Raw genomic sequence first — 11,726 nt, 5'->3', positions numbered from 1 at the left:
CTACGCGTCAAGCGGGTGCCCGAACCACCGTTCGAGGGCCGCGCGCAGCGTCTTGCGTTCGGTGTCGTCCGGCTCCGCCGAACTCGACGCCCAGGCCACGTACCCGTCAGGCCGGACCAGCAGCGCGGTCGCGGCACCCTCCGCGTGACCGGGAACGAGGTCGACCCGGTCGGTCCAGCCGCGCAGCTCGTCGCCGAGCGAGCCGGTGAAGTCCAGCAGCAGCGGCCGGGCTGTCGTGGTCAGCTCGGCGAGCCGGGTGCCGTCGGCCAGCACGAGGTCCGGCGCCCAGCGGCCGTCGAGCGGGTGGTCGGTGCCCGGCTCGTACCGGACGTCGGCGCCGGACATCAGGTCGGCGATGTGCTGCACCGTGCCCGGGAGCCGCAGGAGCTCGCCGAACAGCTCGCGCAGCGCGGTGGTGTCGCGCCCCGGGCTGATCAGCGCGGACTGGGCCTGGGTGTGCATGACGACGCGCTCGGCGACCGGCCGTCGCTCGCTCTCGTAGGTGTCGAGCAGGCCCGCCGGCGCCCAGCCGTGCACGGTGGCGGCCAGCTTCCAGCCGAGGCCGACGGCGTCCTGCAGGCCCATGTTCAGCCCGGGACCGCCGATCGCCGAATGGACGTGGGCGGCGTCGCCGACCAGCAGCACACGGCCGTCGCGGAACTTCTCGGCCAGCCGCGTGTTGCGCCCGCGCAGGCGCCGCAGCAGGTGCGGCCCCTCGCCGTCGGGTTCGCCGAGGGGCAGGTCGAAGCCCAGGACCCGCCGGACGCTCGCACGCAGGTCGCCGAGGGTCATCGGCGGCTCGTCGGCCGGCTCTTCGTCGTCGGTCCACTCCATGGTGCTGAGCAGCGGGCCGGCCGGGAACGGCGCGTAGACGAACAGCCCGGTTTCGGTGCGGTAGTGGAAGAACGGCGGGATGACGCCGTGGCCGGGCACCCGCAGCCCGCCCGACGCCGGGTCGGTGAGCTCCGCGGGCACGGTGGCGTTCGCGGAACAGGACAGCGTGCGGTCCTCGGTGACGCCGGGGAAGCCGATGCCGGCCAGCTTCCGGGTGACACTGCGGCCGCCGTCGGCGCCGACGTGGTACCGGGTCCGCAGCCGGTACGGGCCATCGGGCCCGGTGACGTCGAGGGTGACGGCGTCGGCGTCCTGGGCGAGGCCGGTGAGCTCGTGGCCGCGCCGGATCCGCACGCCGAGTTCGGCGGCGCGTTCGTCGAGCATCGCCTCGACCCGCCGCTGGGGCACGCCGAGGATGTGGAGCGAGTTGCGCTCGGCGAGGGTGAGGTCCAGGCGCATCGCGCCGAAGACGAACGCCGGCGCGGGCGGGGTGATCGGGCCGGCGAGCCGCTCGTGCAGGCCACGGCGGTCGAGCAGGCGGACGACCTGGCCGACGAGCCCGTTGGCGCGGTTCTCGGTGGTGGGTTCGGGCAGCTGCTCCAGGACCAGCGGCCGGAGGCCGGCGAGGGCGAGCTCGCAGGCGAGCATGAGGCCGTTGGGGCCGGCTCCGGCGACGACGACGTCTTCCATGGCGGGAACTCCTTGCGTGACAGGGAAAAAGGGCATGACGAACCAGCCCGGCGGGTGCCGGGCGCCCCAGGGTGGTTCAGGTGGTCAGCGCGGTTCGGGCAGGCCGGCGGCCAGCCGGCCGAAGACGTCCCGCAGGAGGTCTTCGAGTGACGGCCGCGGGTCGGCGACGAGCCACTGCTGGGTGACGACGTTGAGCGCGGCGCCGATGACCCCGGCGACGAGCCGCGGGTAGACGTCCCGCGCGGGGTCGGCACCGGTGCGTTCGGCGACGGCGAGCGCGAACTCGGCTTCGGCGGCCGCACCGGCCTTTTGGAACTCGCCCTGCAGGGTGGGCTCGGCGACCATCAGCCGCAGCCCTTCGACCCAGCCCTGGTCGGCGGGCCGCCCGTCGGGCACCGGCTCGCCGAGCGCGAACCCCTCGAGCGCGGCCTGGGTGACGGCGGTCCAGATCGGCTCACCGGCCGGGCGTTCGCGGAGCGCGGCGGCAATGGCGCGCGCCCGGTCGTGGTGCCGGGCGACGATGGCTTCGCCCTTGCTGCCGAAGTAGTTGCTGAAGGTCCGCGTGGACACCCCGGCTTCGGCGGCGATGTCTTCGATCCGGACGTTGTCGAAGCCGCGTTCGACGGTCAGCCGGATCGCCGCCCAGCTCAGCGCGATGCGCGTTTGCTGCTTCTTGCGGTCGCGAAGGCCGGCTCGGTCGGTGTCCATGACTTCACGGTACCGAACTTTGCCGAATCTGCAAACTTGCCTAATCGGCAAGCTTCTGGGCGGGGCGCAGGACCCGGCGCACGGCGTCGCGCAGCCACCGGTGGCCGCCGTCGGCGGCGTGTCGCGGGTGCCAGGCCATGCCGATCTTCAGGGGTGGCAGCGGCAGCGGGATGTCCAGCAGGCGCAGTCCCAGTGCGTGCGCGACGTCGGCGAGTGGCGAGGGAGGCTCGCCCGGCAAGGCGGCCGGGACCAGGCAGACCACGTCCCCGGCCGCGGCCAGCGCCATCGCCGCCAGGTGCCCGGGCAGCACGGCTCCGACCCGGCGGGCGAGGCCGTGTTCGGCCAAGGCGGCGTCCAGGGGGCCGGCGAAGCGGCCGCGACGGCTGACCGCCACGTGCTCCGCCGCGGCCAGCCTGGCGGGGGTCAGCGTGGCGTCGGTCAACGGGTGCCCGGCGCGGACGCCGGCCGCCATCCGCAGGGTGACCAGGTCTTCCACCCGGGTTTCCGGGTCGGCGTGGCCGATGCTCCCGACCTCCAGGTCGATCCGGCCGTCGCGCAGGGCGGGACCGGCCTCCCACTCCTCGGCCAGCACCCGCAGCGAGACGCCGGGGGCTTCGCGCCGGGCCAGCTCGAGCAGCCCCGGCGCCACCGCCGCGCCGACCACATCGGCGGCCTGGACGGTGAAGGTGCGCCGCAGGCCGGCGGGGTCGATCCCGCCACCGGGGGTCAGCAGGGCCGTCAGCGCGCGCACCACCGCGGCGGCCTCGTCCCGCAGCGCTTCGGCGCGGGGCGTGGGCACCATCGCCTGCCCCGCCCGGACCAGCAGCGGGTCCTGGAGCACCCGGCGCAGCCGGGCCAGGGTGCGGCTCATCGCGGCGGGTGAAGTGCGCAGCCGCTCGGCGGCCCGGGTGACGCTTTGCTCGGCCAACAGGGCGTCGAGGGCCACGGCGAGATTGGCGTCGAGGTTCGGCAGAAGGTCGCTCACCAGCGTTGTTCCGTTTCCGGCAATGATTGCTTGTTGAAGTTCCCATTGTGGCAATGCGGTGCGGGTCCGCACGATCGAGGGGTCATTCCGATCCGACACAGACCGCGAGGTTCCATGATCGTCATCACCGCGCCCACCGGCCAGATCGGCGGGCGCCTGCTTTCCTTGCTGCTCGAAGCCGCGCCTGCCCGCGGCGAACAGCTGCGGGTCGTGGTCCGCGACCCGGCCCGGCTCCCCGGGTCCGTGCTCGACCGGGTCGAGGTGGTCGTCGGCTCCCACGGCGACGCCGCGACCGTCGAACGCGCCTTCGCCGGGGCCGACGCGGTCTTCTGGCTGGTGCCGCCGGACGGCTCGGTCCCACCCGAGCAGGGGTACCTCGGCTTCACCCGCCCGGCGGCACGGGCGTTCGCCGAGCACGGCGTCGGCCAGGTCGTGGGCATCTCGGCGCTCGGCCGCGGTACCGCGCTCGCCGACCGGGCCGGGCTGGTGACCGCCACGCTGGCCGTCGACGATCTGATCGCCGGCTCCGGCGTCGCCTACCGCGCGCTGGCCTGCCCGTCGTTCTTCGAGAACCTCCTGGAAGAGGCCGGTTCGATCCGGGAACACGGGGTCTTCGCCGACACCGCCGCCGCGGACCGCCCCGCGCCGCTGGTGGCCGTCGCCGACATCGCCGCGGCCGCGGCCGGACTGCTGCTGGACCGGTCCTGGACCGGCGCCGGCAGCGTCCCGGTGCTCGGCCCGCAGGACCTGTCGCCGGACGAGCTGGCCCGCATCATGACCGAGGAGCTGGGCCGCCCGGTCCGCTACCGGCGCCAGCCGCTCGACGAGCTGCGGACCGAGCTGCTCGGTTACGGCCTCGACGCGGAGTTCGTCGAGGCCATGGTCGCCATGAAGCGCGCCAAGGACGAGGGCCTGGACGCCGGTGCCGTCCGGTCGGGGCCCGCGGGCACCGGGTTCGCGCAGTGGTGCGCGGAGGTCCTCAAGCCCGCCGTTTTCGCCGTCCCGGAGGCCGCCGATGTCCGCTGAGCCGGCGGTCACCGCGTTCATGCTGGTCAAGACCACGCCCGAGTGGCTGGCGCTGCCCGTGCCCGAGCGGATCCACGCTTTCGAGACCGAGATCGTCCCTGTGCTCGAAGCCCGCACCCAGGGCGTCCGCTCGCGCTTCTACGACACGGAGTTCTACTCGGCGCGGGTCACCGACGTCTGGGTCTGGGAGGCCGACGACCACGACGCCTACCGGCTGCTGATCGACGCGCTGCGGGAAACCCCGTTCTGGGACCGCTACTTCGAGGTCGTGGACCTGCTGGTGGGCACCGAGAACGGCTACGCGCGCACCTACGGCGTGGCGCCGGTGGCCACGATCGCCACCTGACCGCGCAACCGGCCGGCGTCCCCCGCGTGGCGCCGGCCGGTTGCGCGGTCACCGACTGGACAATCAGCGCGCCATCGATCGCCGAAACCCGCGCCGGGCGTCACACTGTCGTGTGACATCAGTCACCGGAGGTGTTGCGAGATGGTTCTGGGAGACAACGGCGTCACTCAACAGGTGACGGCGGACAGCAGAGTTCAAGTACGGCGGGCCGCGCTGGCAAGCGCCGTCGGCACGACCATCGAGTGGTACGACTTCTTCCTCTACAACACCGCGGCGGCCCTGGTCTTCCCGCACCTGTTCTTCCCCGCCTCCAGCGCCTACGCCGGGGCCATGCAGTCGTTCGCCACCTACGCGGTCGGGTTCGCCGCGCGGCCGGTCGGGGCGGCCATCTTCGGGCACTGGGGTGACCGGATCGGGCGGAAGGCGACGCTGATCGTCACCCTGCTGCTGATGGGGATCTCCTCCGGCGTGGTCGGGATGCTGCCCGGGACCTCGGCGATCGGGTTCGCCGCACCGCTGGTCCTGGTGCTGCTGCGGCTGGTGCAGGGCATCGCCATCGGCGGGGAGTGGAGTGGCTCGGTGCTGCTCGCGATGGAGTGGGGCAACCAGCGCAAGCGCGGCCTGCTCGGCAGTTTCGCGCAGATCGGCGTCCCGGTCGGGCTGGTGCTGGGCACCGGCGGGATGACGCTGCTGTCGGCGACGCTCTCCCCCGCCGCGTTCGACTCCTGGGGCTGGCGGGTGCCGTTCCTGCTCAGCCTGGTGCTGGTCGCGGTCGGCCTGGTGATCCGGCTGAAGATCCTCGAGACGCCCATGTTCGCCAAGCTCGTCGAGAACCGGCAGACCGCCCGCACGCCGGTGCTCGACGCGATCCGGCACCACTGGCGGGAGATCCTGCTTTCGGCAGGCGTCCGGTTCAGCGAACAGATGCCGTTCTACCTGTTCACCAGCTACGTGCTGATCTACGTCGTGTCGCGGCACGAGTTCAGCAAGACCTTCGTGCTCAACGCGGTCCTGGTCGGGGCCGCGTGCGAACTGGCGCTGATCCCGCTGTTCTCGGCGCTGTCGGACACCTTCGGCCGCAAACGGGTCTACCTGTGCGGGGCGGTGCTGACCGGGCTGATCGCCTTCCCGTACTTCACGATCCTGGCGCACGGCAGCCACGCGCTCGTGTTCGTGGCGGTCGTGGTGTCGTTCATCCCGCACGCGCTCCAGTACGGCCCACAGGCGGCCTTGATCGGGGAGAGCTTCCCGACGCACCTGCGCTACGGCGGCGCGGGGCTGGGCTACCAGCTGGCGTCGGTGTTCGCGGGCGGGCCGGCGCCGCTGCTGGCGACGTGGCTGCTGCACACGACCGGGACGCCGTACGCGATCTCCGGCTACATCGTCCTGTCGGCGGTGGTCACCGTGCTGTGCGTGATCTTCCTGCGGGACCGGTCGAAGGCGGACATCGACGACGTCAGCGTCTACCAGCGCACCTGAAACGCGTGAAGGCCGCCTCGGACACCGAGGCGGCCTTCACGGCGTTCGTACTGCGTCAGCGGCGCGGGCCGCCGAACGGGGGCTGCTGCGGGAACGGTCCGCTGCCCGGGTTCTGCTGCTGCGGGCCGCCGAACTGGCCCGGCGGCGGGGCCTGGTACTGGCCACCCGGGGGCGGGCCGGCCGGGGCCTGCGGCTGCGGCAGCGCGGGCTGCCCGCCCTTCGGGGTCGACGGCTGCTGGGGCGGGGGCACGGCCTCCGTGCCGCGGTCCTCGTCGGCCTCCGGCTCGGGCTGCTGCTGGGCCGGGCGCGGGATCGACGGCCGCGCGGGTGGCGAGGACGGCGCCCCGATCGCCGGGACCTCCTTGCGCGCCACCGCTTCCGCCGCCGCGACGGCCTCGGCGACCTTCGGGTCGCTCTTGGTCTCGAACCAGCTGGAGACCTCTTCGTCCTCGAGCTCGGGCTTGTCCGGGACGTCGTCCTCCTTCGGCGGCTCGTACCGGAACACGCCGTCGTCGCCCGGGGTGCCGAGCGCGCGGGCGAAGCCTTCGAGGGCCTTGCCGTAGTCGCTCGGGATCATCCAGACCTTGTTCGCGTCGCCCTGCGCCATCTGCGGCAGCGTCTGCAGGTACTGGTAGGCCAGCACCTCCGGGGTGGGGCGGCCGGCCTTGATCGCGGCGAACACCTTCTCGATCGCCTTCGCCTGGCCCTGCGCCTGCAGGTAGCGGGCGGCCCGCTCACCCTGGGCCCGCAGGATCCGGGACTGCCGCTCGGCCTCGGCGGCGAGGATGGTCGCCTGGCGGGCACCCTCGGCGGCGAGGATCTGGCTCTGCTTCTGGCCTTCGGCGGTCTTGATCGCCGATTCCCGCTGACCTTCGGCGGTGAGGATCATCGCGCGCTTCTCGCGGTCGGCGCGCATCTGCTTCTCCATCGAGTCCTGGATGGACGGCGGCGGGTCGATCGCCTTCAGCTCGACGCGGGCGACGCGGATGCCCCAGCGGCCGGTGGCCTCGTCGAGCACGCCGCGCAGCTGGCTGTTGATGGAGTCGCGGGAGGTCAGGGTCTGCTCGAGGCTCATGCCACCGACCACGTTGCGCAGCGTGGTGGTGGTCAGCTGCTCGACACCGACGATGTAGTTGGAGATTTCGTACACCGCGGCGCGCGAATCGGTGACCTGGAAGTACACGACCGTGTCGATCGACACCGTCAGGTTGTCTTCGGTGATCACCGGCTGCGGCGGGAACGAGACGACCTGCTCGCGCAGGTCGATCCGGGCGCGCACCTTGTCCAGGAACGGCACGAGGATGTTGAGGCCGGGCGAGGCGACCGTGCGGAACCGGCCGAGCCGCTCGATCACGGCCGACTGCGCCTGCGGCACCACCATGACCGCCTTGGCTATCGTGATGATCACGAGCAAGGCCAGCGCTATGACCAGGCCGATCACAAATCCGGTCAAGTGAATTTCCCCTTACCTAGTACCATTCTTGCGCGGTTGACGGCGTTCCGGGCGCCGCGGGCGGGCTCACCGCGAGCTCCAGTTCCTTCGTGGTGATGCCCCAGCGGCCGGTGGTGTCGTGCAGGACCGTCCACACTGTACGGTGCAGGTCGCCCGGGGCGGTGACGGCGCGCTCGGCCGTGGTCAGGCCGGCCTCCTGCCGCAGGGCGGTGCGGGTCAGCTGCTCGATCGCCAGCGCCGGGGCGGAGATTTCGTAGGTGGCCAGGCGCGGATCGGTCACCGCGAAGACGACCTCGAAGCCGATGAAGACCTCCTGCCCGTCACCGGCTTCGACCGGGCGCGGCGGGGCCGAGAGGATCTGGTCGCCGAGGTCGAAGCGGGCCCGGACCCGGTCGGCGAACGGCACCACGAGGTGGCGGCCGGGGCCGAGGACGGTGCGGAACCGCCCGCCGCGTTCGATCACCGCGGCGTGGCCTTCGCCGACGACGACGAGTCCCAGGCTCACGGCTCGGCCGACACGACGGCGGTGGCGCCGGAGATTTCGACGACCGTGACCTGGGTACCGGGGGCGATAGGCGGGAGGTGCTCGCCGAGGCTGCGGGCCGACCAGACGTCGCCTGCCAGTTTCACCTGACCCGCCTCGGCGTCCACTGTGGACAACACGACGGCGCGGGCGCCGATCAGCGCGTCGATGCCGGTGTGGTGGGCAGGCCCGCCGAGCAGGCGCCGCTTGAGCGCCGGGCGGACCAGCAGGAGCATGCCGACGGAGGCGACGGCGAACACGGCGACGTCGATGACCAGGTTCCCGGTGAGGACATCGGCCCCCGCGCCGAACAGCGCGGCGACGCCCAGCATGACCAGCACGAAGTCGCCGGAGACGACTTCGGCGATCACCAAGGCGATCCCGACGATCAACCAGACCAGTGCCCAGGACATGGCTTCATGCTCTCAGATCGCGCCGGTTCGCACCGGCGCAGTGACGGGACGTAACCTTCGCGTGACCTTGGACAAAACGAACATTCAGCCCTCTTCCGCGGGTTCGGTGACGAAGTCGATGAGCCGCTCCACGGCCCCGATGAGCGGGGTCTCGAGGTCGCGGAAACTGCTCACCCCGCTCAGGACACGCTGCCAGCCTTCGAAAGGTTGCCCCCAGCCGAGCGCGTCGCAGATCCCCTGCTTCCACTCGGTCCCGCGCGGGATCTTCGGCCAGGCCTCGATCCCGACCGCCTCGGGCCGCACGGCCTCCCAGACGTCGATGTACGGGTGGCCGGTGACCAGCACGTTCTCGTCGCGGATCGCCTCGACCAGCCGGGACTCCTTGCTGCCGGGCACCAGGTGGTCCACCAGGACCCCCAGGCGGCGCCCGGGGCCGGTGCCGAACTCGGCGATCCGGTCGGCGAGCACGTCGACGCCGTCGAGCGGCTCGACGACCACGCCTTCGACGCGCAGGTCGTGCCCCCAGACGCGTTCGACCAGCTCGGCGTCGTGCTTGCCTTCGACCCAGATGCGCGAATCGCGGGCGACGCGGGCCTTCAGGCCTTCGACGCGCACCGACCCGGACGCCGAGACCCGCCGGGCCGGCGCCTTGGCGGGGGCCCGGTACGGCACCAGCGTCACCGGCTTGCCCTCGAGGAGGAACCCGGCGGGCGCGAGCGGGAAGACGCGGTGGCGGCCCTTGGCGTCCTCGAGCACGACGTTGCCGTACTCGATCTTCACCACCGCGCCGCAGTAGCCGCTGGCCGGGTCCTCGACGACCAGACCGGGTTCGGCGGGGACCTCCGGCACCTTCTTGCGGCGCGGGCCGGCGAGCACGTCGTCATAGGAGTGGGAGCGCACGACCTGGGAACCTAGTGCGCGCGGCCGCTCGAGGCGGTCATGCCACGCCGGTCAGCGCGCCATCTCCAGCAGGGCATCGGTGAACGGCGTGTGCGCACCGCGGCGCAGCGGCGGGTGGGCGGCCAGCGGAGCCAGCGCGGCGCACCACGCGCGAGCGCGGGCGGCGTCGAGGCCGGGCAGGTGCGGCCGGAGCGCCTCGATGCCGTCGTCGAGCGTGCCACCGGCGGACAACGGCAGGTAGAGCCAGTCGGCGAGGTCGAAGGCGGGGTCCCCGACGCTCGGGCGCGGGTCGATGGCCACCACACCGCGGCGGGGGCCGGCGTCGAGGACGTTGCCGGGGTGCAGATCGCCGTGCACGACCGCCGCGGGGCCGCCTGCGGCGAGGGCGAGGGCCCGGTTGCGGGCGCGGGACAGGAGTTCGGGTGTCAGGTGCGGTTCGGCCGCCGAGCCGGGGACGGTGCGCTCGGTGATGTCGAACATGAACGTCACGCGATCGGTCAAGGGCGGCAGGCCGGACGGGGGTGCGACCGCGTGCAGCTCGGTGAGCAGGGCGCCGATCTCCGGCCACGGGACCTCCCGGCCGCGCAGCTCGGTGCCGGGGACCAGTCCTTCGAGCAGGATCGCCCCGGCGTCCAGGTCGGCGTCGAGCACCTGCACGGCCCGCGAGCAACCGTGCCAAGCCCGCAACCCGGCGAACTCGAGCCGAGCGACCTCGGGGTCCGGGGTCAGCTTGAGGACCTGCAGGTCACCTCCGGGACCGGTGCACAGCAGCGTCCGGCCGGAATTGCCGGGCCGAGCCTCGCGGATCGTGAGCCGCCACTTGGCGGTGAGGCGGGCGACCAGGCCGGGCAGCGTGTCGCACCAGGGTTCGGCCAGTTCCGCGCCGAAGCGGTCGACGAGCCGGGCCCGCGCGGCGGCGTCGATCAGAACAGCGGCCAAGGGATGGCTCGCCAGTCGTCGCCGGGTTCGGGGAAGATGCCTTCGGCGAGCAGCACGTCGGTGCGCTCGGCCAGTGCCCGGATCTCGAACTTGGTGATGTGCTCGGCGAGGGTCTTGCCGAGGCCGCCGTCGAGCTCCGAGCGCAGCTTGCGCAGCTTCTCGATGGTGTCCGGCGGCACCGGCTCGCCGATCCAGCCCCACAGGACGGTCCGCAGCTTCGGGTCGGTGTGCAGGCAGATGCCGTGGTCGCAGCCGTAGACGCGGCCGTCGACACCGGGCAGCAGGTGGCCGCCCTTGCGGTCGGTGTTGTTGACGACGATGTCGAGCACGGCGAGGTCGCGCAGGCCCGGGTGGTCGGCGTGGGCCAGTACCGCGGGTTCGCCGAGCCGGTCGTGGGCGTGCAGCACCGGGCGCCAGCCGTCGGGGACGTCGTCGGGCGGCAGGACTTCCACCAGGTCGTCTTCGGTGGTTTCCACCCACAGCTGGACCATGCCGGGGCCGAACGGGCCGTCGCGCAGCACGGTCGGCGGGATGGCGCCGATGCCGGTGGCGTCGGCGATGATCGCGGTGGCGACCTCGCGCCCGGCGAGGGTGCCGTCGGGGAAGTCCCACAGCGGCCGCTCCCCCGACACCGGCTTGTACACGACCCGGCCGGTGACGCCGTCGAGTTCGATGGCGCAGAAGAGCGTGACGTTGGAGGCGTCGACCAGCCGGCCTTCGACGTCGATGCGGCCGTGGGCGACGAGTTCGCGGGACGCGGGGTCGGCCGGGGTGGGCGCCATGGTCAGTCTTCTTCGCCCGCGTCGGTTTCGCGCCGGTAGCCGTTCTGCCGGGGGCAGATGTGCCCGGTCGGGTCGAGCGGCTCGGCGCACAGGGGGCACGGCTTGCGGCCGGCGTTGACGACGCGGTCGGCCCGCTCGGCGAAGGCGCGGGCGGCGGCCGGGGTGAGGAAGACCCGGACGGCGTCCGGGCCCTCTTCGGTGTCGTCGAGCACGACCGTTTCGTCGACCTCGCCTTCGGTGATGGCGAGCAGCTCGATGACGACCGCGCTGCTGTCGGCGTCCCAGCCGAGGCCCATGGTGCCGACGCGGAACTCCTCCTCGACCGGGACGGTGAGGGGGTCGGCGTCGACGAGGTCCTCGGGGACCTCGTCGGGCACGTCGGCGCCGAACCGGCTGGCGACCTCCTCCAGCAGCGAGCTCAGCCGTTCCGCGAGGACGACGACCTGCTGTTTTTCGATGGTGACGCTGATCGTGCGCACGTCCTCCGTCGCCTGGAGGTAGAACGTGCGATCGCCGGGCTCGCCGACGGTGCCGGCGACGAACCGATCCGGCTGGCGGAAGACGTGGATTACGCGAGACATAGCACTGACGACCCTAGGCCACCGGCGCATGATCGGCATCCGCCGCCCCACCGTTCGCGGGCCGCTA

The 11,726-nt window shown here is 72.7% G+C and carries 13 protein-coding genes; 3 read left to right on the top strand and 10 right to left on the bottom strand.

Translation table 11 applies throughout. The features are described from left to right. The 3 genes from ACWEGE_RS01250 to ACWEGE_RS01240 form a co-directional block, all read right to left on the bottom strand. Window positions 1-1,524: an FAD-dependent monooxygenase gene (locus tag ACWEGE_RS01250; RefSeq protein WP_449658444.1), complete on the bottom strand. Its 1,524-nt coding sequence runs from the start codon at window positions 1,522-1,524 to the stop codon at window positions 1-3. Window positions 1,525-1,608: 84 nt separating this feature from the next. Continuing rightward, window positions 1,609-2,232 (bottom strand): acyl-CoA-like ligand-binding transcription factor, encoded by a 624-nt coding sequence (locus ACWEGE_RS01245; protein WP_449658443.1) that lies wholly within the window; start codon window positions 2,230-2,232, stop codon window positions 1,609-1,611. Between the two features lie 40 nt (window positions 2,233-2,272). Further along, a complete protein-coding gene (locus tag ACWEGE_RS01240) occupies window positions 2,273-3,217 on the bottom strand; it encodes a LysR substrate-binding domain-containing protein (protein ID WP_449658442.1) in 945 nt (314 codons plus the stop codon). A 114-nt stretch (window positions 3,218-3,331) separates the two neighbouring features. Between ACWEGE_RS01240 and ACWEGE_RS01235 the strand changes: the two genes are divergently transcribed. From ACWEGE_RS01235 to ACWEGE_RS01225, 3 genes are all read left to right on the top strand, one after another. Further along, entirely contained in the window at window positions 3,332-4,243 is a 912-nt protein-coding gene (locus ACWEGE_RS01235) for an NAD(P)H-binding protein (RefSeq protein WP_449658441.1), read from the top strand. After that, complete coding sequence (locus ACWEGE_RS01230; RefSeq protein ID WP_449658440.1) at window positions 4,233-4,589, top strand: darcynin family protein; 357 nt, start codon at window positions 4,233-4,235, stop codon at window positions 4,587-4,589. The genes ACWEGE_RS01235 and ACWEGE_RS01230 overlap by 11 nt, the downstream gene beginning before the upstream one ends. A gap of 141 nt (window positions 4,590-4,730) precedes the next feature. Further along, a complete protein-coding gene (locus tag ACWEGE_RS01225) occupies window positions 4,731-6,068 on the top strand; it encodes an MFS transporter (RefSeq protein WP_449658439.1) in 1,338 nt (445 codons plus the stop codon). Window positions 6,069-6,123: 55 nt separating this feature from the next. On the opposite strand, the gene ACWEGE_RS01220 is transcribed toward ACWEGE_RS01225, so the two are convergent. From ACWEGE_RS01220 to ACWEGE_RS01190, 7 genes are all read right to left on the bottom strand, one after another. Next, on the bottom strand, window positions 6,124-7,449 hold the full coding sequence (locus ACWEGE_RS01220; protein ID WP_449658681.1) for an SPFH domain-containing protein: 1,326 nt from the start codon (window positions 7,447-7,449) through the stop codon (window positions 6,124-6,126). An 88-nt stretch (window positions 7,450-7,537) separates the two neighbouring features. Beyond that, window positions 7,538-8,026: an SPFH domain-containing protein gene (locus ACWEGE_RS01215; RefSeq protein WP_449658438.1), complete on the bottom strand. Its 489-nt coding sequence runs from the start codon at window positions 8,024-8,026 to the stop codon at window positions 7,538-7,540. Continuing rightward, entirely contained in the window at window positions 8,023-8,457 is a 435-nt protein-coding gene (locus tag ACWEGE_RS01210; RefSeq protein WP_449658437.1) for an NfeD family protein, read from the bottom strand. Before ACWEGE_RS01210 ends, ACWEGE_RS01215 begins: the two co-directional genes overlap by 4 nt. A gap of 84 nt (window positions 8,458-8,541) precedes the next feature. Beyond that, a complete protein-coding gene (locus ACWEGE_RS01205) occupies window positions 8,542-9,357 on the bottom strand; it encodes a DUF3097 domain-containing protein (protein WP_449658436.1) in 816 nt (271 codons plus the stop codon). Window positions 9,358-9,408: 51 nt separating this feature from the next. After that, a complete protein-coding gene (locus tag ACWEGE_RS01200; RefSeq protein WP_449658435.1) occupies window positions 9,409-10,296 on the bottom strand; it encodes an aminoglycoside phosphotransferase family protein in 888 nt (295 codons plus the stop codon). Then, window positions 10,281-11,078, bottom strand: a complete 798-nt coding sequence (locus ACWEGE_RS01195) for an SCO1664 family protein (protein WP_449658434.1) — start codon at window positions 11,076-11,078, stop codon at window positions 10,281-10,283. The genes ACWEGE_RS01200 and ACWEGE_RS01195 overlap by 16 nt, the downstream gene beginning before the upstream one ends. A gap of 2 nt (window positions 11,079-11,080) precedes the next feature. Continuing rightward, a complete protein-coding gene (locus ACWEGE_RS01190) occupies window positions 11,081-11,659 on the bottom strand; it encodes a DUF3090 domain-containing protein (protein WP_449658433.1) in 579 nt (192 codons plus the stop codon). Window positions 11,660-11,726 lie beyond the last annotated feature (67 nt).

Source organism: Amycolatopsis sp. NPDC004747 (assembly GCF_053601335.1).
The sequence above is the reverse complement of the archived record's forward strand: the minus strand, read 5'-3'. Positions and strand labels throughout refer to the sequence as shown.

Coding starts and splice junctions, on each gene's coding strand:
- ACWEGE_RS01225 (WP_449658439.1), top strand. CDS start 4,731: ATGGTTCTGGGAGACAACGGCGTCACTCAACAGGTGACGGCGGACAGC.
- ACWEGE_RS01230 (WP_449658440.1), top strand. CDS start 4,233: ATGTCCGCTGAGCCGGCGGTCACCGCGTTCATGCTGGTCAAGACCACG.
- ACWEGE_RS01245 (WP_449658443.1), bottom strand. CDS start 2,232: ATGGACACCGACCGAGCCGGCCTTCGCGACCGCAAGAAGCAGCAAACG.
- ACWEGE_RS01250 (WP_449658444.1), bottom strand. CDS start 1,524: ATGGAAGACGTCGTCGTCGCCGGAGCCGGCCCCAACGGCCTCATGCTC.
- ACWEGE_RS01210 (WP_449658437.1), bottom strand. CDS start 8,457: ATGTCCTGGGCACTGGTCTGGTTGATCGTCGGGATCGCCTTGGTGATC.
- ACWEGE_RS01190 (WP_449658433.1), bottom strand. CDS start 11,659: ATGTCTCGCGTAATCCACGTCTTCCGCCAGCCGGATCGGTTCGTCGCC.
- ACWEGE_RS01235 (WP_449658441.1), top strand. CDS start 3,332: ATGATCGTCATCACCGCGCCCACCGGCCAGATCGGCGGGCGCCTGCTT.
- ACWEGE_RS01220 (WP_449658681.1), bottom strand. CDS start 7,449: ATGGTGGTGCCGCAGGCGCAGTCGGCCGTGATCGAGCGGCTCGGCCGG.
- ACWEGE_RS01195 (WP_449658434.1), bottom strand. CDS start 11,078: ATGGCGCCCACCCCGGCCGACCCCGCGTCCCGCGAACTCGTCGCCCAC.